The organism is Prevotella herbatica (genome assembly GCF_017347605.1).
Taxonomy (GTDB): Bacteria; Bacteroidota; Bacteroidia; order Bacteroidales; family Bacteroidaceae; genus Prevotella; species Prevotella herbatica.
This window is the reverse complement of record NZ_AP024484.1, coordinates 3,024,167-3,049,056: the sequence shown is the minus strand read 5'-3', so window position 1 is coordinate 3,049,056 and position 24,890 is coordinate 3,024,167. Positions and strand designations below refer to the sequence as shown.

At 36.2% G+C, this 24,890-nt stretch carries 25 protein-coding genes and 1 pseudogene; 12 read left to right on the top strand and 14 right to left on the bottom strand.

Annotated elements, in window-relative coordinates; translation table 11 throughout:
- Nucleotides 1-16: 16 nt before the first annotated feature.
- The 4 genes from prwr041_RS11550 to prwr041_RS13730 form a co-directional block, all read right to left on the bottom strand.
- Complete coding sequence (locus prwr041_RS11550) at nucleotides 17-1,486, bottom strand: tetratricopeptide repeat protein (protein WP_207153918.1); 1,470 nt, start codon at nucleotides 1,484-1,486, stop codon at nucleotides 17-19.
- A 41-nt stretch (nucleotides 1,487-1,527) separates the two neighbouring features.
- A complete protein-coding gene (locus prwr041_RS11545; RefSeq protein WP_207153917.1) occupies nucleotides 1,528-2,091 on the bottom strand; it encodes a DUF3575 domain-containing protein in 564 nt (187 codons plus the stop codon).
- 413 nt (nucleotides 2,092-2,504) lie between these two features.
- Nucleotides 2,505-3,383: a tyrosine-type recombinase/integrase gene (locus tag prwr041_RS11540; protein WP_207153916.1), complete on the bottom strand. Its 879-nt coding sequence runs from the start codon at nucleotides 3,381-3,383 to the stop codon at nucleotides 2,505-2,507.
- A 367-nt stretch (nucleotides 3,384-3,750) separates the two neighbouring features.
- The gene (locus tag prwr041_RS13730) at nucleotides 3,751-3,885 is read right to left on the bottom strand and encodes a hypothetical protein (protein WP_262897002.1); all 135 of its coding nucleotides are present in this window, start codon (nucleotides 3,883-3,885) and stop codon (nucleotides 3,751-3,753) included.
- Between the two features lie 308 nt (nucleotides 3,886-4,193).
- Between prwr041_RS13730 and prwr041_RS11535 the strand changes: the two genes are divergently transcribed.
- On the top strand, nucleotides 4,194-5,666 hold the full coding sequence (locus tag prwr041_RS11535; RefSeq protein WP_207153915.1) for a hypothetical protein: 1,473 nt from the start codon (nucleotides 4,194-4,196) through the stop codon (nucleotides 5,664-5,666).
- A 428-nt stretch (nucleotides 5,667-6,094) separates the two neighbouring features.
- Here prwr041_RS11535 and prwr041_RS11530 read toward each other — a convergent pair whose 3' ends face one another.
- Together prwr041_RS11530 and prwr041_RS11525 are read right to left on the bottom strand one after the other, a co-directional pair.
- On the bottom strand, nucleotides 6,095-6,523 hold the full coding sequence (locus prwr041_RS11530; RefSeq protein WP_207153914.1) for a hypothetical protein: 429 nt from the start codon (nucleotides 6,521-6,523) through the stop codon (nucleotides 6,095-6,097).
- A complete protein-coding gene (locus prwr041_RS11525) occupies nucleotides 6,516-7,481 on the bottom strand; it encodes a hypothetical protein (RefSeq protein WP_207153913.1) in 966 nt (321 codons plus the stop codon). Before prwr041_RS11525 ends, prwr041_RS11530 begins: the two co-directional genes overlap by 8 nt.
- Before the next feature lie 467 nt (nucleotides 7,482-7,948).
- On the opposite strand from prwr041_RS11525, the gene prwr041_RS11520 reads away from it, so the two are divergent.
- Nucleotides 7,949-8,359 carry a secondary thiamine-phosphate synthase enzyme YjbQ gene (locus tag prwr041_RS11520; RefSeq protein WP_207153912.1) on the top strand — a complete coding sequence of 137 codons (411 nt, stop codon included), beginning with the start codon at nucleotides 7,949-7,951 and terminating at the stop codon, nucleotides 8,357-8,359.
- Nucleotides 8,360-8,480: 121 nt separating this feature from the next.
- Here prwr041_RS11520 and prwr041_RS13680 read toward each other — a convergent pair.
- The 3 genes and pseudogenes from prwr041_RS13680 to prwr041_RS11510 form a co-directional block, all read right to left on the bottom strand.
- Nucleotides 8,481-8,609: pseudogene (locus prwr041_RS13680) on the bottom strand (flavin reductase family protein); the annotation flags it as partial.
- Nucleotides 8,610-8,652: 43 nt separating this feature from the next.
- Complete coding sequence (locus tag prwr041_RS11515; protein ID WP_207153911.1) at nucleotides 8,653-9,717, bottom strand: acyltransferase family protein; 1,065 nt, start codon at nucleotides 9,715-9,717, stop codon at nucleotides 8,653-8,655.
- A complete protein-coding gene (locus prwr041_RS11510) occupies nucleotides 9,714-10,739 on the bottom strand; it encodes a LacI family DNA-binding transcriptional regulator (RefSeq protein ID WP_207153910.1) in 1,026 nt (341 codons plus the stop codon). Before prwr041_RS11510 ends, prwr041_RS11515 begins: the two co-directional genes overlap by 4 nt.
- A gap of 167 nt (nucleotides 10,740-10,906) precedes the next feature.
- Between prwr041_RS11510 and prwr041_RS11505 the strand changes: the two genes are divergently transcribed.
- From prwr041_RS11505 to prwr041_RS11490, 4 genes are read left to right on the top strand one after another with little or no spacing between them, the layout of a single operon-like run.
- The gene (locus prwr041_RS11505) at nucleotides 10,907-11,839 is read left to right on the top strand and encodes an aldo/keto reductase (RefSeq protein ID WP_207153909.1); all 933 of its coding nucleotides are present in this window, start codon (nucleotides 10,907-10,909) and stop codon (nucleotides 11,837-11,839) included.
- A 5-nt stretch (nucleotides 11,840-11,844) separates the two neighbouring features.
- On the top strand, nucleotides 11,845-12,768 hold the full coding sequence (locus prwr041_RS11500; RefSeq protein WP_207153908.1) for an amidohydrolase family protein: 924 nt from the start codon (nucleotides 11,845-11,847) through the stop codon (nucleotides 12,766-12,768).
- An 8-nt stretch (nucleotides 12,769-12,776) separates the two neighbouring features.
- A complete protein-coding gene (gene fucP / locus prwr041_RS11495; protein ID WP_207153907.1) occupies nucleotides 12,777-14,033 on the top strand; it encodes an L-fucose:H+ symporter permease in 1,257 nt (418 codons plus the stop codon).
- A gap of 33 nt (nucleotides 14,034-14,066) precedes the next feature.
- The gene (locus prwr041_RS11490; RefSeq protein ID WP_207153906.1) at nucleotides 14,067-15,083 is read left to right on the top strand and encodes a zinc-binding alcohol dehydrogenase family protein; all 1,017 of its coding nucleotides are present in this window, start codon (nucleotides 14,067-14,069) and stop codon (nucleotides 15,081-15,083) included.
- Between the two features lie 114 nt (nucleotides 15,084-15,197).
- On the opposite strand, the gene prwr041_RS11485 is transcribed toward prwr041_RS11490, so the two are convergent.
- Both prwr041_RS11485 and prwr041_RS11480 read right to left on the bottom strand, forming a co-directional pair.
- Entirely contained in the window at nucleotides 15,198-15,722 is a 525-nt protein-coding gene (locus prwr041_RS11485) for a flavin reductase family protein (protein ID WP_207153905.1), read from the bottom strand.
- Between the two features lie 147 nt (nucleotides 15,723-15,869).
- Nucleotides 15,870-16,478 (bottom strand): HAD family hydrolase, encoded by a 609-nt coding sequence (locus prwr041_RS11480; RefSeq protein WP_207153904.1) that lies wholly within the window; start codon nucleotides 16,476-16,478, stop codon nucleotides 15,870-15,872.
- Nucleotides 16,479-16,733: 255 nt separating this feature from the next.
- Between prwr041_RS11480 and prwr041_RS11475 the strand changes: the two genes are divergently transcribed.
- Complete coding sequence (locus prwr041_RS11475) at nucleotides 16,734-17,645, top strand: alpha/beta fold hydrolase (RefSeq protein ID WP_207153903.1); 912 nt, start codon at nucleotides 16,734-16,736, stop codon at nucleotides 17,643-17,645.
- Nucleotides 17,646-17,790: 145 nt separating this feature from the next.
- Here prwr041_RS11475 and prwr041_RS11470 read toward each other — a convergent pair whose 3' ends face one another.
- The 3 genes from prwr041_RS11470 to prwr041_RS13725 are packed head-to-tail and all read right to left on the bottom strand — an operon-like array spanning nucleotide 17,791 to nucleotide 21,145.
- The gene (locus tag prwr041_RS11470) at nucleotides 17,791-19,983 is read right to left on the bottom strand and encodes a glycosyltransferase (RefSeq protein WP_207153902.1); all 2,193 of its coding nucleotides are present in this window, start codon (nucleotides 19,981-19,983) and stop codon (nucleotides 17,791-17,793) included.
- On the bottom strand, nucleotides 19,980-21,014 hold the full coding sequence (locus tag prwr041_RS11465; protein WP_207153901.1) for a glycoside hydrolase family 130 protein: 1,035 nt from the start codon (nucleotides 21,012-21,014) through the stop codon (nucleotides 19,980-19,982). The genes prwr041_RS11470 and prwr041_RS11465 overlap by 4 nt, the downstream gene beginning before the upstream one ends.
- Entirely contained in the window at nucleotides 21,011-21,145 is a 135-nt protein-coding gene (locus prwr041_RS13725) for a hypothetical protein (RefSeq protein WP_262897001.1), read from the bottom strand. The genes prwr041_RS11465 and prwr041_RS13725 overlap by 4 nt, the downstream gene beginning before the upstream one ends.
- 336 nt (nucleotides 21,146-21,481) lie before the next feature.
- On the opposite strand from prwr041_RS13725, the gene prwr041_RS11460 reads away from it, so the two are divergent.
- The 5 genes from prwr041_RS11460 (at nucleotide 21,482) to prwr041_RS11440 (ending at nucleotide 24,890) form a co-directional block, all read left to right on the top strand.
- Nucleotides 21,482-21,775, top strand: a complete 294-nt coding sequence (locus prwr041_RS11460) for a glutaredoxin (RefSeq protein ID WP_207153900.1) — start codon at nucleotides 21,482-21,484, stop codon at nucleotides 21,773-21,775.
- Between the two features lie 20 nt (nucleotides 21,776-21,795).
- Nucleotides 21,796-22,026, top strand: a complete 231-nt coding sequence (locus prwr041_RS11455; protein ID WP_207153899.1) for a hypothetical protein — start codon at nucleotides 21,796-21,798, stop codon at nucleotides 22,024-22,026.
- A gap of 6 nt (nucleotides 22,027-22,032) precedes the next feature.
- A complete protein-coding gene (locus tag prwr041_RS11450; RefSeq protein ID WP_207153898.1) occupies nucleotides 22,033-22,461 on the top strand; it encodes a DUF4186 domain-containing protein in 429 nt (142 codons plus the stop codon).
- Nucleotides 22,462-22,598: 137 nt separating this feature from the next.
- Nucleotides 22,599-24,323, top strand: a complete 1,725-nt coding sequence (locus prwr041_RS11445; protein WP_237072233.1) for a glycoside hydrolase family 9 protein — start codon at nucleotides 22,599-22,601, stop codon at nucleotides 24,321-24,323.
- 15 nt (nucleotides 24,324-24,338) lie between these two features.
- Nucleotides 24,339-24,890: a hypothetical protein gene (locus tag prwr041_RS11440; RefSeq protein WP_207153897.1), complete on the top strand. Its 552-nt coding sequence runs from the start codon at nucleotides 24,339-24,341 to the stop codon at nucleotides 24,888-24,890.

Below are 24,890 nucleotides of genomic sequence, written 5' to 3'. Positions count from 1 at the left end.
TTTTCATTTTATTCCTTTATTTCATCTTCATCAGTTCACTCAGGGCTTTGTCTGCCTGTACAACTCCAGCTGCCTTTGCCATCTTCAGGTATACTTCAGCCTTATCGCGGTTTCCCTCGCTAAGGTAAAGGAGTCCCATATTGCAGTAGGCTCTTGGATCAGTTTCCCAGCGCTTGAGATACTTATGCGCAAGGGCTACGTCGTTGCGTGTCAGGGCTACACCGGCTGCATTGATGTTTGCCTCTGGATTATCTGGGAAGAGACGGGCTGTGAGATCCACGATATCGTTGTATTCGCGAGAGCCCTTCTTATAGAATCCCGCGGTGGCATAGAGTTCACCCAGCGTCATCGTGGCAGGGTTTGAGCCTAGATGCTGCATAGCAGAGTTGCTGTCGAAACCATCGTGACGGAACGTCAGCGTATATTTGATGCGGTAGACTTTCGGAAAGATGAACTTCACCATATACTCATAAGGCATGCCGTGACCAATATCTTGGATTTCACGCTCACGACCGTTGACAACGTCGATGCTCTTGATGATATCTACAACGGCTTCGCGAAGATTCATACCGCTACCTGCTACAAGAGAAGAGATGCTGTCCCAGTCCTCTGCAAGCCAGCCTACAGTAAGATCGTTGCGGTTGGTGAGCTTCTGCCTCATCAGATATTTCTTCAAATCAAGAGAACGCTCCATAGCCTCACTCTCGTTGCGGCGGTAGTTGCCGATAGGAGCACCGAAGCCATTGATACGAAGCCCGACAAGGCTCGTTCCGTAGCGCTGCAATTCACTTTTCACGTCAGAGGCGATGGTATTGAACACAGTGCGGTTGAATCTGCTGCCGCTGAGTTTGGCAAGCGACTTATTACCGAAGATCTGAATCTCACCGCTGCGGTGGAACTTATCTATATCTGAGCCCTGTGGCTGAAGAAACTGTACATAGTCCATCAGATTATAATAGTGCACATTGGGATCGGGATTGTCGTTGCTCATATCGTGGAGGTAGATATTTTTCAGCACAAGGTCCTCATAGGTATGTCCGCGGTGACCTGTGCAGTTAAGCTCTTCGCTCTCTACATACATGCGGCACTCCTGCATCCAGTCCTTATAAGGAACTGTCGTGTCGTAGATGAAGTAACGCTTGGCGGCATGGCTGTCCTTGACAACGATGGGCATGTTGCGGCGATTGTCGGAAAGGACCTCTGTGCGATGAGCATCGCGCTCACGCTCACGACCATTGATGACCACTGAGGAAAGCACAGAGACGGCACTGTCGGTCTTAAGCACTGGAGTGAAGACGAGCGACTCACAGCTGCCGACAACGCTGCTGTCATAGCTTACCTTCATGCGTACACGGAGAAGGTCGCCCTGACGGGTGAAGTTCTCGGAGTTGACGTAGATCTGTCCGCCGTAGACAGTCTGGGCGGATGCTGCGGATGCGACTCCGCTAAAGGCAAGAAGAAAGAATGCAGAATGTAATAGTTTCATTTCTCTATAAATATTATTTCATTGTTATTATCTTATTATTATCACTTGATTATATATACCAGCGATACGGAAAGGGAGACCGGACCGACATAGTCCCTACCCTTTGTATATTCAAGGTAGCCATAGGTTCCCTCACGGTAATGGCGATAGCGCAGATGAAGGTAGCCCGCAGACAGCGAAGTATCTATGCCCCAGTGGGGAGAGAGAATCCTGTGCCAGCCAAAGGTGAGTCCGGCACCGTTGAAGTTGCCTTCAGCACGATGACTGGTAAGATGAAAAAAGGGAAGTCGGCTTAAGTTGAAACCTCCGTGAATGCCGAAGGCTCCGATATAGGGACCATTGAATGCCTTACGGAACCAGTGACGGGCTTCGTACTGAACTGACCAGTTCTTCCATTTACGGTCACTGCCGTAGGATATCGGGCAATAGGTTGAGGAAACACTCAGGGTAAGAGTACTGTCAAGGCGGACCTCAGCACCCAGGGATGGAATGCATAATGCGTCATAAAGCAAATTGGACTTCAGCGCGACATGCTGCGCATGAAGGCGCAAGGATGGCATAGATACCAATAAAAGCAAAATTGACTTTAATATAATATCACTCATCCTACATTTCGTACTATGAAATTTTAATTTACTCATCCAATTATCTCTTCTATAATTACACGTTCCGTTACTTTACAAGTAACAGAAAGGAAAAAAGGACTTTTAGAGTATAAAATTGCACGAAGAGGGCTGGCACGCGTAAATATTGTTACGTGTGACAGGAGGATATAGATGAGAAAATATTTAAAATATGTTCAAATACGAGTATGTTTTGAACGTCTGTGTCCTCATTAATATGTTTTTCCGCGGTTTTTGGTTAATTAATGCAAAATTATATGTAACTCAATAAATTAATCACTACATTTGCCAAATAATATTTATAGCTGTTACTTGTAAAGTAACGGCTGTTTTTATTTGTACCTGAGAGTCTGTGTTATGGGCGTAATCGCCTGTCAAAAAGACAATTCAACACTTCATTTATTTTCCACGCACCTGCATACCTTTCTGTTGGCAAGCCCGATCTCTTTGGCATTGAAGCCCTTGAGATATATCTGTGTGGTCTTGATGTCGGCATGACCGAGAGCAGAACTGATCACCTCCACAGGAACATGACAGTACAGAGCCGTGGTAGCCCAGGAATGGCGGATGGTGTAAGAGGACACATGAGCCTTGATACCAAGCTTACTGGCAAGACGCGAAAGACTGGCGTTGAACTTGCGAAGCAATGACTGGTAATGGCGGTAGCCCTCCTCGGTATTCATGTCTGAAGGGCATACTGCCGCTTTCTCTATAAGAGCAACTGTTTCTTTATTGACAGGAATGCTGACACAGACTCCTGTCTTACGGCGGCTGTAGTTCAGAGATCCGTCCTTGACAGAGTCAGCGCCGACATGCTGAAAATCAACGAAGGGAATACCACAGAGACAATACATCAGCCTGGCTATCTGCTGGGCACGGATAAGGGCTGGACTGCTTACCTTGCCAAAAAAGAGTTTATTCAGGTCAACGGGCGACATCGCCTTCTTATGGCTTTTGTCAATGCCCGTATAAACATCGTGAAACAGATTATAAACATGTTTGGTAAGCCCTGCATACACAGCTTTGTTATATAGGGCACGGAGCATGCGCATATAAGTGGACTGAGTATTGGGGGAATAATTCCGCTGAATGAGATACATTTTAAAAACATGAAGGGAATTACGGTTGATCTCACTGAAACGGATAACATCGTGACCGAGACATTTACAGAAAGAGCGCAGTGAAATGTCATACAAATGGGCGGTTGAAAAACGACCCTCTTGCCGAAGGTCACGAATACAGGTCTGGGTAAAAGAAGAGAATGTTACTGACATAATAATGATAATAATAAAAATAATATTTAAAAAGTGAATTACAAATTTACAAATCAAAGACCAATAAAAAGAACCTACAATCTCATTTTAAATTTAATAACACACGAATCACTGTTATTTAAGTACAGATTATATATGATGTTCAAAATAATAGACAAAGGTTGCTCCTCGCATATTTTCTTTTCTGTATATATTTGCAGTATCTGCAAAACCATATGCATTCTCCCACAAATTTTCTTCTTTACATGCATAAATGGCATTTGTCTCCCGCAGATATTCCCGCTGGGATTATGTTGTTCCCGCAGATATTCTTTTCTTTACATGTGAACGGCATATTCTCTCGCAGATGGCGCTGATATATTTTTCTTTATACATTATTTGCAGAATTTGCCTTAATCTCAGCAACATAAAAATTCAGCGCTTGATAAATAGTCTGACTCTCTTTTTCAAGATTAGATATTCGCCTGTCAAGACTTTCAACTTTGATTAAAAAATTATCCATTACATTTTTAATCTTTTTATCCACCACATTATTAATAACTCTAATTTCTTCTTCTAATAATTTACGTTCAATTTAGTTTGCTTATTTAAAAATATGCAAGGAATATACAAAATATTAAATAAATCTAAAAATGAAAACACTTTTTATTTTGAATTGTGTTCCGGTTGTATTATATTTGCACCATGACAAGTTAAGTCGACATAAGATGAAACGATATAATTAAAAGACAGTTCTCTATATTCAATTAATAAGGACTTTAAAATTAAGAATAGAACAATTAAAATAGTATTAACCAAAAAATAAATATTATGGATAAGCCAATATCAAAAGAGTCGCTTTCTCATTTGTGTGATGTATTAGGAAATTCGGTTCAAGAAATGTTCCCTTTGTTACAAGAACGCATTAATTCATTAGCGGCACTAAATAATATGCTATCAGAAGGAAGAATAGACCAAGATAGCTTTAACAATTATAAGAATATACTAGAACTTCATGCTTCTGTGTTATATGCTATAATAGAGGTAGGAATTGCTTTTCGTGCAGATTTACATTCGGAAAAAGTGATAGAGAAGAGAATCAACCTTAAATATATTGTATTTATCATTTCTGAATTTTTTAAAGCTACATTTACGTCATCAAATGGAATGTGGAATAAGGTTTCTGAATATTTGCTGTCATCAGATAATAACGATGATTTAAATGAAACAATAAATTGTATTAATGATCATGTTAACACATATAAAAATATTTATTATGATAAAGATAAAGAAAAGCGAGATATTAGTGTCCATTATGATTTTGATATAAATAAATTATATAAATACTTGGTTGATATTAGTGAAGAAGCTGAGGCAAAAAGATTATGTCATTTTTTATCTATTGTACAACCTTTGAATAAATTATTATTACTCCCATCAACTATACTTATAGCAGTTCTTAATAAAGACGTAAAAACAGGATCTTTCGCTACGGAAAAAGATGATATTATATTTAGAAAGTTCAAAAATGATTTATACCCCAAAATAGGTGACTCATTACAAACGTTTTCTACAATTCTAGATAAAAATATGAGAGTATACAATATGCCAGAGAATTTACCTAAGGAGTTGTTATCTTCATTAGGAGATAACGGACTTACTAAAATAAAAGAGATACTAGATAAATGTAAATTAGGAATACTATTACCCTATATTTACCTAGACCTAGGTACAGCTATCCGAGGATATATTAAATCAGAATCAAATATAGAAAAGCGTTGGAATCTTATTAGAATAAATTTAATAATTTATGAAGGATGGAAGAAAATATATGTTCCAGAAAATGCAGGAGAGAAATCTCTTTGGGAAAAAAATATATACGAGTCTATTCCCTTAGAATATAATGATTTAAAAAAAGAAAGTGATTCTGTGGAACAGATACTAAATTCATACGAAAACAATAATATAATTAAAAGCATTCGCCATTATTATATACATCTAAGAGAAAAAAGAGCATTTAATCTACCATTTCTTTTAGACGAGCTATCAAAACTAAATGAATTTAATGAATTAGCCAAAGTCCTAGATTTTATTAATATATTACCTAATATATATAAATTATCTGATGCCATTATACGTATTGATTCAGCACAAGAAGACAATAAATATAAACAGGAATTGCTTGAGCCTATAAACAAAATAAAGCAATTAATTGGTAATTCTAACATGCCAGAAAAAGATAAAGATGACTGTATCAAACAAATTGATAACGGCCATGATGAACTAAAGAAATTATTTGATTAAAACAAGAAGCTAATTAAGTAAACTTTATGAGGCTTAACTTATTTCGTAGATGATTGCATATTAAAGTGTGATTATCTGCGAGAATTAGCGAGATCTGCGGGAGACGTTGTGGGTTCTTTGTAGATAGATTGACTCATATGATTATTCTCTCGCAGATCTCGCTGATTACGCAGACAAGCCCCAAACTACACTAACTGTCTTTCTCTGCGAAATAATGCAGCCTTACTGCATTCCTCTACGAAATCTGCGTTATCTGCGAGAGGTTACAACAGAACCGACAATTTAAGGTATCATTAGTGCTCGAAGATGCGGTTTTCGTGATTAAGGAACAGATTATGTGAATATAAAAACCGATCGACCCTAAGCTTTGCGTTTAAAATAAACCTTAGAAAGATGAATATACCCCTTGTATTTGTCATTCAAACTTTTTAAGTTTTTAGTTCAGTATAATATAAACGAACCAACTTGCAAATAAGCTTTATGACCAAATAAATAATTAGAATTGCTGTAATTGATATTACTACTAGAAGTAACACCTTAAATGGAGAATCACGACAACCCAATGCAATCCAACTAAGCACACAGTTGATTAAGGAAACAACGAATATTAGAAAACTTTGTTTAAGTGCCTTTTTTACCCTCTTTATGTGATTTATAGTAGATTTCTTCTTTGCCTTAACAAGGGGGTCTTTATTGCCGTGTTTAATAATACCACAGATAACTATTAGTTCATCATGTTTACTAAAAGCAATAGAATATAATAATGTAACAACAGAAGCCATTACACTTGAGATTGCTAGGAATGCTGTATTAGAGTCCTGAAGCAATATCTTAATGATATCTATCTTATCATTCATCTGATTCTAAAAAATTAGATATTACATTGTTCATTTTTTCTGTCATAAAATCTATATTATAAACTTTATTTTTAAGTTCCTGTTCCGTAATTGCAGACTCTGCATTAAAAATTTTTTCACCAAATTCATTAATTTCAGCGCTTGTATCGTTTATAATCTTTTTAGTAATACGGAATTCTTTCTTACCTATCTTATAAAATGAAGTTTTCTTCTGATAAGGATCATTTGCACCCGAATCCATAACCAATTCCTCCGCTGTATCAGCAGGGATATTCCTAAAGTTTTGCTTACGTGACTTAGTTAACTCACTTTTTTGAAGATATTCACGATACTTAATATCAATATCATCGTCCATATTCTCTAAACTAGAGAAACGAATCTCAAGTTCTGGAATTGTACCAATTTCTTTTAGTTCTTGTAGAATTTCTGATATCTTAATATTCTTAACAGGCCTATCAAATACCTTATTTGATATTAGTTTTCCAAGTTTAGCCACTTCATTATTTAATTTACCAGGGTCTTCATATGCAACCATTAGATAAAAACAAGTTTGATTTTCTGTTCCAACTATTCGAGGGTAAAAAAGTATATAATTCGAATCGCTTCCTATTTTGGAGTTTTGACTGAATTTAATTTTTTCGTTGCTTTCAAAGTATCCATCATATACATTTGTTTTATAGTAAGAAACTTTCAATAAAAGACATGGGACAGCACCTATATTCACATCGATAGGTTCAATTGTATTGACAACTGTTATTGAAGTTTGGTTCCTATTAGGGCTAGTAATTGGCTGAAAATTATCAAGCTTTCTTTTAAGGAAATTAACTAAATCTATAAAAGATATTCCTCCGAAAAATCCTTCTAAATTATCAATTGATGTAGTGGTATAAACAGGCATCTTTATCAAGTAACTCTTTGATTTCTTTTCTTTTTTTTGTTTACTTCTATTTTTTCCCATCTTTTTATTACAATTATATTTGCTTATTCAGGTTTATTGCGTAATTCACGTAAGTTTGACTAATTATAAATGTTTAAAAATTTAGTGATTTGCAAAAATTGTTGTAAATTTAATGTGTTAAGAATCAATATAACAAACAATAACCGCTATAATCACCGAGGACAAAGTTAGTGAAATATTTTGTATTGCAGATTATTTCTGCAAGTTATTTGATGTTATGATAGTAAAATACATATTAAAAAAAATAAAAACATAATTATCATCATGTCGGCACTATGTTCGAAAGTAAAAATAATGCATACTATTATTTTACGATTCCGATTACCACTGTCTGAAACATTTAGATTTGGAAAATTGTGTAAATTTCTCCATTATAATCGGCATGACTTACATTTTTTGATTAATAGATATGTTTTATCGATTTTTCTTTTTACTTTTGCTTTATCAGTAAAAACTAGACAATAACAATGGCACAACAAATAGAGTTTTCATTAAGGGCTCGACGCAGAGGATTTCATCTTATCACAGATGAGATTATGGAACATATTCCACAATTACCAAGAATAGGACTGCTTAATTTATTTATTCAGCACACAAGTTGTGCTCTGTCTATTTGCGAAAACTGGGATAGCTCTGTGCGTGGTGATATGGAAAGTATTTATAATCATCTTATACCTGAAAATCAAAGCTACTACGAACATACACTCGAAGGAGCAGATGACATGCCGGCTCATGCAAAAAGCATTATTACAGGAGCTAGCATCAATATTCCCATCACAAACGGCAAATTGAATCTTGGTACATGGCAAGGTATTTATTTATGTGAATTCCGTAATCATGGAGGAAGCAGACACGTTGTGGCTACAATTATTGAATAAAATAAGTGATGCCATTAGAGAACATTTTCTAAAAACGGCATAAATACTAACATAATAAAAGGGGAAGTTTACAAATGTAAACTTCCCTACTCTTTTGTTCATTTAACCAATGATCTATTGACTATTTTAGATACTCATCATCACGTACCAAAACTTTCTCAATCTTACCTACATACATAGTATGGAAGTCACGTTTTGGATAACTTTCATCTCTCGTGTCTTGATAGATAAATCCACTATTCTGGAGTTCAACCTTATTATTTGAAAATTTAATTCCGCCAACGGGTATATTATTATAGTTTTATCCCTATAAATCTAAAGCAATACTTTATAATCATTGCTATAATGAAGCATACGGGTATACCCAAAATACATACTATGGCAAGACCTGTGATTGGGGAAATTACAAATAATCCTACTAAAAATGTGAATCCTACAACAACATATGGATGTATAAAATAGAATGCAAAACTATTATCAGATAGTTTTTGTATAATACGATTGGGTCTATTGAAAATTTTCTTACTCAATGTCAATAAAAAATAAGATATACCAACACACATTATAGGTTCCCAAAATGCATAGAAAACGGCCTGCATATTCCATCCTCCAGAGAAGTTTTCCATTTTATTACTACAACTGCCCATCGTTATGAGCATTGCTGGGATTCCAATTAATATAGCTAAAAGAAACCATGGTTTTGAGTCTTTGATATTTATATTATCCATCCATTTGTTGTGTTGGGCAACTATACCGAGTGCATACATCCCTATATATAGTGGGAAATAGCCCAGTTGCAATCCAAAAACAGTATTCCCTGTAGGAACGATAAGTCTTACAAGAAATGCTACAGCCCCACTTATAAACATGAAAAATATTATTCCTAGCGTAGATGGTTTACTGCAATGACGAAATGACACATTGGGTAACTTTTGACAAACTACATATAATGATTCAAATAATAGTAATGTAAAGACAAACCACATTGGACCTAGACCGAAACTTCCCCAACAACCATATATCCAATAATTTAGTAATGGGTTGAGAATGAAAAAATATATTGCCAGTGGAATACCTAGTCGATTAAGTCTATCAATAAGGAATACTTTAGTTCCTTTCCTATGAAAAGATGAAGGAATCAGTAGTGCGGAAATGAAGAAGAAAAGGCTCATAAAGTAGGATTGGTCTATCCCCATTGATGCAGAAAGCAATGCTTGTGTTAAACCTGTAGTTGTAACAACAGCTTTATTATACCAACCACCAGAAGCTCCAAAAGCGATAGCAGCATGATGGTAGAATACTATACATGAAAGAAAGACGCGCAAGGCATCAAGATAATAATAACGAGTTTTATTCATAAATTGTGTGTTTTTTTACTACTTTCCCTTATTTGCAGTTGTGTAGGTACTATAATTTGCCTTACTTTGGTATCACCTTTTATCTGCGATAATAGCAGTTCACAAGCTGACTGTCCCATTTGGTACGTTTGATGGCATACAGCCGACAATTTAGGTTCCACATAATTGGCATGCTCCTCATCAGTGTATCCGATGATAGCGACATCATTGGGAATATTGAGATGATGACTCTTGATAACATCAATTGCTGCAAAGGCAAGAGTATCATTCATCGCAAGTATTGCATCGGGGGGATTGGGTAATGACAATAATTGTTGTGTAGCTATTTTACCTTCCTGATAATCTATTTTTCTGCATACCACTAATTCTTTTTCTATAGGTATTTTGTTGGCACGCAATGCTTCCAGATAACCATGTTTTCTCCTTCTTACTATATCAAGATGATTAGGACCACCGATAAAAGCAATGCGGTGACTGCCATTGTCTATAAAGTGCTGCGTAGCCATTTGAGCAGATTTTTCTCCGTCAGCTATTACCGTAGAAAACTTATCCGGCATACAGGTGCGATCGAACAGAACTACCGGCATATTAATATCTTTGAGTGCAAGAAAATGCGAATAATCTGTTGTGTCTTGTGATAGACATGCGATGATGCCCTCTACCCTCATATTAACAAGATTCTCGATGTTGCGTTTCTCATGTTCACTATTTTCGCTACTTGTGGTTATAATAACAAAATATCCATTAGCCACAGCCGTCTCTTCAATACCTTTAACTATAGAAGAAAAAAAATGAGTAACAATATCAGGCACTATCAAACCTATTGTACGTGGAGCGTTTTTGCGCAGACTCATTGCAAAAGGATTGGGACGATAATTCATATCTTTAGCTAGTCTTTTCACTTTTTCACATAGCTCGTCGCTTATCTCAGGACTGTTTTTCAACGCCCTGGATATTGTAGGTATAGACACACCTAGCTTTTTTGCCATATCCTTCATGGAGATATATTTCTTGCTTTCCATCTGTAGTAAATCGTTTAAGTGCACAAATGTACAAAAATAAATAAATTAAAAAGTATAAGAAACTAGTTTTAACGTAATCCATTACGTTACGTTTTGCTTATCATTAGAATTGTAGGTGATTTATTTATCTTTATCTTTGCGACGTAATAACTAAATAATAAACAATTATGCAATATCATGAAATCGGTAAAACCGGTATGAAAGTATCTTCTCTTGGTTTTGGTGCCTCTTCTTTGGGTGGCGTATTCCATGACCTTAAAGAAAAACAGGGCATCGAAGCTGTCTTTACTGCGATAGAATCGGGTATTAACTTTATTGATGTATCTCCATATTATGGATATTACAAGGCCGAAACGGTGCTTGGGAAGGCTCTTAAAGATATTAAGAGAGACAAATATTATCTTTCAACAAAGGTTGGAAGATACGGCGAAAACGATAAAAACACGTGGGATTATTCTGCAAAGAAGGTCACCGCCAGTGTATATGAAAGTATGGAACGTCTAAATGTGGATTATCTGGATATTATCAATGTACACGATATTGAATTTGCAGATCTTCATCAGGTGGTAGACGAGACTTTGCCTGCTCTTGTTAAGTTGAAAGAAGAAGGCGTTGTAAAGCACGTCGGCATAACAGACCTGCAACTTGAAAACTTGAAATGGGTCATTGACCGTGTGCCAGAGGGTACAGTAGAATCAGTACTTAACTTTTGCCATTACTGTCTGTGCGATGATAAACTTGCTGATTTCCTTGATTATTTCGAACAGAAAGGAGTTGGAATCGTTAATGCTTCACCTCTGTCTATGGGATTGCTCACAGAAAGAGGAGTACCAGATTGGCATCCTGCACCAAAATCATTGATTGAGGCTTGCACCAGAGCTGCTGAATATTGTAAGACGAAGAATTTCCCAATTGAAAAACTCGCCATGCAGTTCTCTGTAAGTAATGACAGAATAGCTACAACACTATTCAGCACGACTAACCCAGAGAATGTGAAGAAAAACATTGACTCAATAAATGAGCCAATAGATTGGGACTTAGTAAAAGAGGTAAGAGATATTATAGGTGATCAGCAACGTGTGAGTTGGTCTAATACATAAGAGACATGTATTATCATATTATAGACGCACATTCTCACCTGTGGCTTAAACAAGACACAATGGTGAATGGAAAACAGATAAAGACATGCAACAACGGAAGGTCTATGTTTATGGGCGAGATGCGCCAGATGTTGCCACCGTTTATGATAGACGGGAAAAACAGCGCTGAAGTATTTCTCTCTAACATGGATTATGCTCAGGTTGAGGCAGCTGTGGTTACTCAAGAATTCATAGACGGATGTCAGAATGATTATCTTGCTGATGTAGCATCACGCTTCGGTGATAGATTCTTTGTATGTGGGTTATGTGATTATCACAGAGGAGGTTACCTTGAAGAAGCTAAACAATTAGTTTCAAAGGGATTTAAAGCTATAGCCATCCCCGGTCATAGATTGCAGACACCCGATGGGCGCGTAAAACTTAACTGTGAAGAAATGATGCAGATGTTCCATTATATGGACGACAACGGCATCATTCTCTCCTTGGTATTAGAGGAAGGCACTACCCAGATACCAGAAATAAAAGAAGTGATTGAAGAGTGTCCAAATCTGAAAATAGCTTTGGGACATTTCGGAATGGTAACTTGCAGTGGATGGAAAGACCAGATAATGCTTGCCCGCAATGAGAATGTCATGATAGAATCAGGCGGTATAACATGGCTCTTTAACGATGAATTCTACCCTTTCAAGGGAGCTGTAAAAGCTATACGTGAGGCAGCCGATCTTGTGGGAATGAACAAACTGATGTGGGGATCAGATTATCCACGTACAATTACAGCGATAACCTATCGTATGTCGTATGACTTTATTACAAAGTCTTCTGATTTTACCGAACAAGAGAAATGCCTGTTCCTTGGTGAGAATGCACGTAAGTTCTATGGATTCGGTTCTTTCCCAGAGATACCTTATATTAAAAACATGTCTGAATAAACATTATTATGAAAAAACAATCTTATAAAATACCTTTGGCATTAATCTTTTGCCTTTTCTTCTTATGGGCGATAAGCAGCAACCTATTGCCTACAATGATAAGACAGTTGATGAAGACCTGTGAACTGAATCCTTTTCAAGCTTCATTTACAGAGAGCGCATATTGGCTGGCATACTTCATATTCCCAATACCAATAGCTATGTTTCTTAAACGTTATAGTTACAAGGCAGGTATCATCTTCGGTCTGCTACTTGCTGCTTGTGGAGGCTTGCTATTCTTCCCTGCAGCGATATTGAAAGCATATTGGGCATACCTGTGTATATTTTTCGTTATAGCTACAGGAATGTGTTTCCTCGAAACAGCAGCAAACCCTTATGTTACAATATTAGGAAGACCAGAAACAGCAGAACGCAGACTCAATCTAGCTCAGTCGTTTAATGGACTTGGAGCTTTCATTGCAGCTATGTTTCTTAGCAAGTTAGTACTTTCTGGCGCAAACTATACAAAAGAAACACTTCCGTCTACATATCCTGGCGGGTGGGCAGGATACATCCAAACAGAAACGGATGCAATGAAACTACCCTACCTCATGCTCGCGATATTACTGATCATAGTTGCAGTGGTATTTATTTTCTATCGACTTCCAAAGACTGGCGATGAAATGAAGAGCAAAGCAGAAACAAAAGATGAGAAGCTTATCGACTTCAAAGTATTGAAACATTCACATCTTCGTTGGGGAGTAATAGCTCAGTTCTTCTACAACGGAGGACAAACAGCCGTAAACAGCCTATTCTTAGTCTACTGTTGCTCGTATGCAGGGATAGATGAGAAAACAGCTACAACATTCTTTGGTCTGTATATGCTATCGTTTTTGGCGGGCCGTTGGATTGGCACCGCACTGATGGTGAAGTTCCGCCCTCAAAATATGTTGCTTACATACGCAATAATCAATATAATATTATGCTGCGTTATTGTAACAACAGGAGGAATGGTCGGACTGTATTGTATGCTTGGAGTATCGTTCTTCATGTCTATCATGTATCCTACACAGTTTTCGTTGGCACTTAAAGGACTTGGTGATCAGACCAAAAGTGGCTCGGCGTTTCTGGTCATGGCCATCGTCGGTAATGCCTGCCTACCACAGTTTACAGCCTATATCATGCACTGCAACGAACATATATATTACATCGCATATATAGTGCCGATGATATGTTTCGCCTTCTGTGCATATTACGGATGGAAAGGTTACAAAATAAAATCGTAATATCAAGAAATTAAAGATTTAAATATATAAATTATGAAAGCAGTTCAAATAGTAAACCCTCATGAAATGAGAGTAGTAGATATCGACAAACCTGTATTAGGTGTCGGTGAGGTAATGGTTAAAATAGAGTATGTAGGTTTCTGCGGTTCAGATTTGAATACATTTTTAGGAAGAAACCCAATGGTAAATCTGCCCATTATCCCAGGTCATGAGGTAGGCGCCGTAATAGAAAAAATAGGCGAAGGAGTGCCCGAAGGTTTCACAAAAGGAATGAACGTAACGCTAAATCCATATACCAATTGTGGTAAATGCGCATCATGTAGAAATGGTCGTGTTAATGCTTGCGAACATAACGAGACATTAGGTGTACAGCGTAATGGAGTAATGTGCCAATATGCAGTATTGCCATGGCAGAAAATAATACCAGCCGAAGGAATATCAAGTCGCACATGTGCGCTTATCGAACCGATGAGTGTTGGATTTCATGCTGTTTCTCGTGCTCAGGTTATTGACAATGAGTTTGTTATGGTTGTAGGCTGTGGAATGGTCGGTCTAGGTGCTGTTATCCGTGCATCTCAGCGAGGTGCATCAGTGATCGCAGTAGACATAGATGATGAGAAACTTGCTTTGGCTAAAAGAATAGGAGCGGCATATACTGTTAATTCGATGACAGAAAATGTTCACGAACGGATACAGAGTATTACAGGCGGATTCGGCGTGGATGTAGTTATAGAGGCAGTAGGAAGTCCGGCTACATATGTTATGGCTGTAGAAGAAGTTAGTTTTACGGGCAGAGTAACATACATTGGTTATAGCAAAACAGAAGTAAGTTTTCAAACCAAATTGTTTGTTCAGAAAGAACTTGATATTCGTGGTTCAAGAAATGCCCTTCCTGCTGATTTCCGTGCAGTGATAAATTATCTTAAGGCGGGTAATTGTCCTGTAGACGAACTTATATCAAACGAGACTGGCCCTGATGGAGCCTTTGATGCTATGAAAGAATGGGCTTCTAATCCAGGTAAAGTTTTCCGTATTCTCGTTAAATTCTAATAGAACCAAGATTTAAAATATTGCCTTCAATCTGCATGGTGTATGTCTGCGAAGATTGAAGGCAAATTTTATATATAGAAGGTAGCCACGATTAGTAAATCGGGCATAGCTCATTTATTTTAGATACTCATCATCACGTACCAAAACTTTCTCAATCTTGCCCACATACATCGTATGGAAGTCACCTTTGGGATAACACTCATCTATCGTGTCTTGATAAATAAAACCGCTATCCTGAAGTTCTGCCTTATATTCTTTCTTGCAGATAAGTACAAGTTTAGCCTCTGAGAAGTAAACAGATTCATTTGTATATACTGGGGTAAGACCAGCCTTTTCTATCTTATTCTCATTACGACCAGACATACTACCTAAATATGCCATTTGTTTCTTGAAGGACTTGTCCATTACGCAAAGTGTGAAATACTCTTCCTTGTCAACAAATTCCTTCGTGTAACGTGATGGGCGCAGATAAATAACAGCCGTAGGATCATTATGTCCCCATAAGCATCCGAGATGCCCCCAAGATGCAGTCATTGTGTTACAACCAGACTGTTCGTTACCAGCAGTCACTAACATCCATTCACCACCAATGAGGTTAAACGGATTAAACTTCATGTCCTTGTAGTTAATCTCTTTCATATTACTCCTTTTATATTTATTCATCTACTACGCATTGCTCAATATGGCAAGTTATATAAAATATACTAAGCACATAAAGAACTGTAAATGATAGTTTTAATTGATAATCATTAAACTAAATTACGCAACTAGTTATGAACTATAAATCTAGTTATCAGATTGCAAAAGTTTATCAAGTTCTTGCTTAAGCTGTTTGCTATTCTTAAAAACGATTCCGTTCATTCCAACAGTTTTACAGCCTTCTATATTTTCTGGTTTATCATCTATGAATACGCATTCGTCAGCTTTAACATGGAACTTATTGAGAAATGATTCATATATATCCTTATTAGGTTTAAGCTGATGCACATCCTTAGAAATAAGACTATCTTCAATCAAATTGAAAATATCAAATTTATCAATCACATCATATACTCTACTCGACCAATTAGATAGTCCCAAAATTCTATAACCACGAGCTTTAAGACTTAGTATCAAGTCTCTAATGCCTTCTGTTTCGCAAGTAAAGACATCAATATAATGCTCATCAAAGATATCCAAAGCCTCAGCATAGTCAGGCCAGAGTCTCTGCTGCTGTTCAATATAATAACGGAAATTATGAAACTCAAGATCCATATCATTATTAATGCTATGTGGCAAAACATTCTGCATAAACCATTCTCCTTGTTCCCTGCTACCTAATATCTTAGCGAAGAAACCCACAAAGTCATACTGAACAAGCACACCACCGAAATCAAAAACTACATTTTTAATCATAAGACTATCTTTTTCTGCAAAGATAACTGAAACGATTGGGATTTCAAAGAAATAAGACCGGTAATCTTTTAATTGTAGCGAGTGTCAACTGAAATGCAACTTATCTATTCAACAAATATCTAATTAATTACTTTGAAGTATGAATAAACTACATTATCTTTGTGCTTTGAATATAATGCCATTTAATGAGTAGCTAACATGTATTGCTACTATATCGGTATATTATCGATTACAAATTTGAGATTTAAGAATAATATGAAAGTACTAAGAAAAATAGCAATAATAATGATGTTACTCTCTACATTACAATCATCCGCTCAACAGATGATTAAAATGTCTGACGGGACAAGACTATATGTTGAAGTACGCGGAGAAGGCACTCCCTGCCTATATCTACATGGCGGACCTGGTTCTGGATCAGAATGGATGCAAAAGCTTGGGGGAAATATACTTGAAAAGCATTTCAAGATGATATACCTTGATCAACGAGGAGTCGGACGGTCTGAGAGTCCACGTGATAGCGATTATACTCTCTCACGACAAATCAAAGACTTCGAGGAAGTAAGAAAAGCTTTAGGATTTCACTCATGGCTTGTGTTAGGTCATTCTTTCGGGGGAATACTTACTATGGCATATTGGGAAGCACATAAAGATGATATTGATGGGCTGATCTTTATGAATTGCACTCTATGCATGGATGCAAGTTTCCAGGAAAGTTGGCTACCTAAAGCTATCGAAATAATTGGCAACAAAGCTAATAAAACAGCACTCGATCCAAATATCAAAACAATAGATAGAATGATGGCGGTCTTTCCATTTTTGAATAATGACAACAGATGGCAGATTTTTACTCCACAGAAGAAGTATAATGACATAGTAGACTCGGCTACAGACTATTCCAAACACAATAGTGATGGCAGCAAAGTTATATTTATGGATGAATATTGGAGAGATTTCCGTCCACTTACAAAAACAGTAAATAAACCTGTACTATTCTTCTATGGCAAAAAAGATTATGCTATTGGTCCGAAATTCTATAAAAGTGTCCATTTCCCTGATATGCTACTAGTAGGAGCTGATTGCGGTCACTTCCCTTTTATCGAAGCTCCAAAGATTCTTGACAATGCGCTAAATAAATATGTGAAGATGTTGAAACGACACAACTAACTAAGCAAATAGTGGAACTTATTCCTGAGTTTGCCACTAAAAGAATAAATCGGCTAAGATAAAACAGAATAAGTAATATATAATATTAAGAGCCCCAATACAAAATAATGTATTGGGGCTCTTGTATAAGAAATAACTATCTATCTTATTCTTTTATAAGCGAAAGTCGGGCCATAAGATAACATACGGTTGACTCGGCACCTTGATTCAAATTTATATTATTCTTTTCAAGTCCGTCATAACATCCACCTGTAGCAGGATTATATATGATTTGATGAAGATGATTGTTGCCCATAAACCAACTGAAAGCTACCTTTTGTTTTTGAATATATTCTTTATCTTGAAATTCATCATAGAATTTAGCTAAAGCAATTACAGTGCCGGCAACATCAACAGGCTGCTCGCCATATTTATTGTTCTGCTCACCCTTATTCAGCCAATTATGATTTGAGATAACTTTGATTTTTCCATCAATAAATATTTTCTCTAACAAAAAGTCAAACGACTCTTTAGAAATATCTTTAAACTTCTGACTTTGGGTCACATTATATGCACATAAAATGCTCTCTGGCAAAGTAGCATTCTCGTATGTAAGATAAGGTTCAAACCATTTCCATCCATTACATTTGGCAGAAATATACAAGTCAGATAATTTGTTAGCAAGCATTTCTATCTTATCATATAAATATGGAGAAGGCTTTTTCATATAATAATAGTATAATCCTTTAATCGCAAACGCAATGCTTCTAGGAGATTTTATTCTACTAAGATTTGGAAATGTGAGTCTGATCGCTTTTTCTGCTGCCCAAATATATGATTTATGAATGCTGTTACCATGTAAAATAAAATATCCAAGAGCCCATATAGCACGTCCATTACTATCTTCAAGTAGCACATCTTCATTTTGAGCAGTAAACTTACCATCTTTATCTACATAGTTTTTCAGTGTTCCGTCTTCTTGCTGGCACAACGAAATGAAATTTAAATAACGCTCAATGTATTCACCGTATTTGGGATGCTCATCGCCCTCCTCTACCATACAGATAGAAATAAGTGCTCTTGCATTATCATCAAGAGTATATCCAGATTCTAAATCAGGTTGGTTTCCATTTGAGAATTGTATCATTCCTAACTGTTGACTCATACTCAGAATATGATCTAGATTAATCTCTGGTAGCGAATATGTCAACCTTTTATCAGATTGCAGAATCTTTTCAAAAAGCAAAGTATAAGCTATGGCTGTATTTTCCCAAGCTGTGAATGCAGTTTTTTGCAATCCAGAAATACTCATTTGTGCACGAAGATTATCATCATTCAGTAGTATATTTGTAGACTTTGCTAACTGCAATGAATCATTGAAATTAAAAATGACTCCAGTATTATCGCTCAACAGTTCAAATGCGTGAGGTATTGGCGTAGCAATGATTGGGCATCCGCAACTAAGTGCATAAACAAAAGTGCCGCTCACAGCCTGATTAGGATCAGAAGATGTAAACAAATATAAATCTGTCATCTGCAAATATTCAAGCAATATATTTGTATCAAGATATTTATTGATAAACTTTACATTGTTAGACAAATCAAGTTTCTTCACTTTTGCCTCAAGACTATCACGATAAACTTCTCCATATTTTTTAACCAACGTAGGATGAGTCTCTCCTATAATTAAAAATAAAACAGATGGATGTTCCTTTATGATAGCAGGTAAAGCATCAAGAGTTGTCTCAATGCTTTTACCAGGACTTAGTAATCCAAATGTAGATAGTATTTTGCGCCCGGAGTATCCATATTTTTCTTTTAGCTCATCTTTACTAATTTGTGAAACCAAATGAGTTCCATGTGGAATGATGCTTATTTTACTGTTTTCAACATGATACTCTTTTTGCAGAATATCTGATGATGATTTTGTCATCACTATAACAGCCTGACAAGCATCTATCACATTACACAAATACTCTCGTGAGAAATCTTTAGGATTAGACAATACGGTATGAAAAACAATAACTACAGGCTTCTTTATAGCTTTAACAAATTTCAAAAAAGCATCTTGATTCTCAATATAAAGTCCGAACTCATGCTGAATACAGACTAAATCAACATTGGTATCATTATTAATTCTTTTTGAAATTATATCAAAATCTTTCTTATCTGATGTATTTAAAACATACTTTACTCTGTCGTCGTATGAATGATGTTCAAGGCTTGATTCTACAGCACACACATCAACAATATAATCGTCTTGAAATTTCTTATTTATAGCTTGTATCAAGTCGTAAGAAAAGGTTGCTATCCCGCATACACGTGGAGGAAAAGTTGTAATACATAATACGTGTTTCATTTTGTATAATTTAGTAATTCATCAATTAATTCTTTTAAAGACACAGAAGCGCATGCAATGCATTTATCTGCTGCCCCATAATATATATAAAGTCTGTCGTCCCAGATTATCGCACCAGTAGGAAAGCAAACATGATTAACGACACCTTTAGTCTCATAATCTTTTTCTGGCTTTAGTAAAGGATATGGCAATCTTGCAATTTCTATAGATGGATTGAATTTATTTAGCAAAGCCACGCTTGCAGAATAAACATATCCTTCTGTTGTATCATAAACACTATGATAAATCATAAGCCAGCCTTCATCTACCTTTATTGGCGGACAGCCTGCCCCTATATAGCTTGATTCATGATTATAATGTGGCTTAAAAAATATATGCTTGCTAAAATTAGAATAGTATTCTTTCCAAAATGGAAGAGTAAGATCATCAATCTTATTGATAGATAAGCTCTGAATATCAGGTCTTATGCGATGAAGAAAGAAGAATTTTCCATTTATTTTACTTGGAAACATAACTAAATCCTTGTCCAGTATATAAAGAAGCTTACCCGTATTTGTGGCAAATTGTCGTCGATTATATAATCTAAAGTACTTATCGTTGTGGGGATGCTTATCATTCTTTAGCCATTCAACAAATTTTGAATAAGAAATCTGAGATGTAATTACCCCAGAACGCGTAAAATGCTTTAAGTCTTTTGAAGTAGCAAGCGCTCCAACGACATTATCGCCATCATAAGCTGTATATGTCAGATAGAAAGTATCATCTATTTTTACTATTCGAGGATCTTCTATACCATGGCATTCATTATCAAGACTTGGAAATAATATAGGTTTACTTGCCCTATAAACTACTTTTAATGGATTTTCAAGCCTACAATAGCCTATTGACGAAATATTACCTGTCTTTACTGCTCTGTAAAACATGTGTATCACGCCACCATCAACAATTACAGCTGGATTAATAACACTTTCATCTTCAAAGTCTAAATTGGTTGTTTCAAGAATAACACCTTCTCTTTTTACTGCTATCATTGTGCTTTCTTTGTTATACTTCGGGTGAAACTGTCTCCAGTTCTATCTTTCTCAATCTGATAATCACTTTTAACCTTTATCTTATCTGTTTGAGGTTTTTTCTTAATTTCTCGAGTACCTTTATCCTTCATAATCTTAAATTTAAAATGTTAAATACTTGTCTACAAAATATATAGACATATTGATTTCTTGTAAATATAGTCAAAATATTCGAGAAAGACGAGAAAAATAAGACTTATTTCGATTTAAAACTCTCAAATTACACATTTGGTGCTTATAAATACATTATTTAACCGATATGCTTCATTTTCAATACAATACAGCGATGTTAAACCATTGAGCCATTTAAAAAATTCAATCTACATTCTTGCTAATTGATGTTTTTTTACTAACTTTGCATTAAGAGCCAATTTTATAAACTTCAACATTGAAGAATAAATTGAGGGTAAATTCAAAATGGAATAGTTATGATTAAAATGTATGTAATGAAAACCTGTCCATATTGTGAATATGTTGAGAAGCAGGTTAAGGGAAATAATCAATTTGAGGTTATTGATATTAGCACACATGTAAAGAAGCTGAAGGAGTTTTTGGATCTTAGAGACAATAATTCCGCTTTCGATGAAGCCAAAAAGATAGGTGATGTAGGTATTCCTTGCTATGTTAAGGAAGATGGAACTATTACTTTATCTTCGGCTGAAGTTGGATTAGAACCAATGCCAGACGGACCTGTATGTAGCATTGACGGAACAGGATGCTAAAATAGAATTAGGTCTGCGAGATGAGATATGAAGATGCATGGATGTGGCAAGATCAGATAACATCAACAGTCAACGCTTTAGGTTATACTATTTGGGATTTAAAATATGACCGTGAAGCTGATTACTTTTATTTGGAACTAAACGAAAGTTTGACAGACGACAATGCATCCGATTTATGTTCACAGATGTCATTATTTACTGATTATAAAGGAATTGGATCTAACGGTTCATGTTTTACTATATATACATAAACAACAATGAAGACGCAAGAACTTGATTTATTTCCAATAGATAATCAGAAAGAATGTCCCAGCAGTGAAGTTAAAAGCAAACTTGATTTCGACAATATCTTTGACAGACTCTCCCACTCTAAGTTTCGCAGTAGTTTCTATCTTAACAACAAAGACAAGGACTATATTGCAAAAAGAGATTGGAATACAATTCGTAAAAATACTGCAGACATAATATCAAAACGTCTCGCACCTGCCGACATACCTAATGACGGCAGACAAACACCTATGCGTCATGGAATTTTTCCACCTTTCATTGCACAACATGCTACAGGATGCTGTTGCCGAGGATGTTTTGAAAAGTGGCACAATATTCCTAAAGGCAGACAATTATCTGAAGATGAGCAGCAATATGCTGTAGACGTTATTATGGAATGGCTTAAAAGGCATGTGTAATTAAATATGTGTAATTAAATATGTTTATTTAAACAATAACAAATGTTGATATATATTGGCTACAATATATTGATTTTATCAGAAACATTACTTATATTTGCAAAATAATTATGCTCAATGGAATAATACTGAATACCATGAAAAGAATCATTTTAGCATCAATAGTAATTATGACTGCATTGGGACTTTCTGCCAAATCAGCCAATCCTATCAGGCTTAATCAAGTAGGCTATCTACCACAAGAAGAGAAATACGTGGTTATAGACCAGATTAATCCGCAGAACAAGCTTATTGTAAAAAACGAAAAAGGTCATGTTGTTTGCAGACCAAAAGTTGTCCGCACTGCAAAATCAAGCATGTCTGGTAAAATTAGATATATTGTGGACCTTAGCGAAATAAAGGCTCCAGGTAGATACACAATTAAGTTGGATAAATATCAATCATCATTCAACATATCAGAAAAGGCCTTTCACAATTTAGCTACAAGTTCGCTAAAAGCTTTCTATCTAATACGCTCTGGCATAGACATATCAAGGAAGTATGCGGGTAAATATGCTCGTCATTGCGGTCATCCAGACACAACAGTGATAGTGCATCCATCAGCTGCCTCAGCTGCCAGACCTTCAGGAACAATCATTTCATCACCTTATGGTTGGTATGATGCTGGCGATTACAATAAATACACTGTAAACTCAGCATATTCAATAGGGCTGATGCTTGATGTATATGAGCAAAATCAAAATTATTTTGCAAAGCTAAATACAAACATACCTGAGAGTAAGAACTCTACTCCCGACATTCTTGACGAAATGATGTTTAATCTGAAATGGCTTCTAACTATGCAGGATCCATCAGACGGCGGTGTGTATCATAAACTTACAACACCTCACTTCGAGAATTTTATCATGCCCGACAAATGCCATCAACCAAGATATGTTGTCGCAAAAAGCGTAACAGGAACATTGGACTTTGCCGCGTGTATGGCTCAAGCTGCACGACTATTACAAGGAAGCAAAGACTATCCTGAGTTTTCATCAAAAGCTCGCGAAGCTGCAATAAAAGCTTATGAGTGGGCTAAGAAAAACCCGAATGCTTTTTATAAGCAAATCAATATTAACATGAATTTCAAGCCCAGCATAACTACTGGTGAATATGGAGATTTTCGCAGTAATGATGAAATATTCTGGGCAGCAACAGAACTATATAGGCTCACGGGCATGTCACAATATAAGGAAGATGCCGCGAAGATGATGCCATCGTTTTTCATGAATTCATCATGGGGCATGGTGAGCGAACTTGGACTTTTTTCATGGATATCAAGCAATGACTCCGAAATGCGAACAAAGTCGCTTAACATGCTAAAAAGATATTGTGACAATATCATAGCCAATGTTGACAAATCTGATTTTCAATCGCCATTTGGAAGTAGAAAATTTGATTTTGGTTGGGGATGTCTTGGAGGTAGTTGCTGTTTTCCTGCAATAGCAATGCTTTATGCCGACAAATATATTGATCCTGGAAAATACAAGAAATACGCTATAGAAAATATGGACTATTTACTTGGTCGCAATGCGACAGGATATTGCTATGTAACAGGATTCGGATATCTTAGTCCTATGCATCCGCATCACCGTATTTCAGCTTCTGACGGAATAGATGCTCCTTTTCCAGGACTACTTGTCGGAGGTCCAAACCCAGCGCAACAAGACAAGGTTGAAAAGAATCTAATATATCCTTCAAACAGTCCAGACGAGTCGTATCTGGACCAGACAGAATCTTATGCTTCTAACGAGATAGCAATTAACTGGAATGCGGCTCTAGTAGGAATTTCATGTTGGCTGGACGCAACAACATACAAATAAATTATAAAGTAGTATATGAACAAAAGCATCAATCTACGTGAGAATCTATCAGGCAGACTTCAAATGAATATGATACACGAAATATGCCTTCTCGCACATGATGATAATAGAATTAAAGAAGAAATCTACAATCTTACAATAGGAAAAGATGAACGCATAGCATATAATGCGCTATGGATATTATCTCATTTTGATTCTGTTGCAACTAAATGGCTATATCAGAAACAAAATGAAATAATAGATCATACAATAAACGAAAGTCACGTTGGAAAGCGACGTCTTCTGCTATCACTTTTAAACCAACAACCTTTTCATGAAGATTCGTTAAGGACAGATTTTATTGATTTCTGTATTTCAAAGATTCCATCAGCAGTAGAGCCATACGCTATAAGGGCACTTTGCATGAAACTAGCATACGAACAATGCAAGTTTTACCCAGAGCTGTTGACGGAACTCAATTCATGCCTTGACATGCTTTCGCAAGAACCACTCTCTCCGGCTTTAAAATCAACACGAAAGAATGTCATGAAGAAAATAATGCGTAAATGCCCATCTCTAGCAAAATAA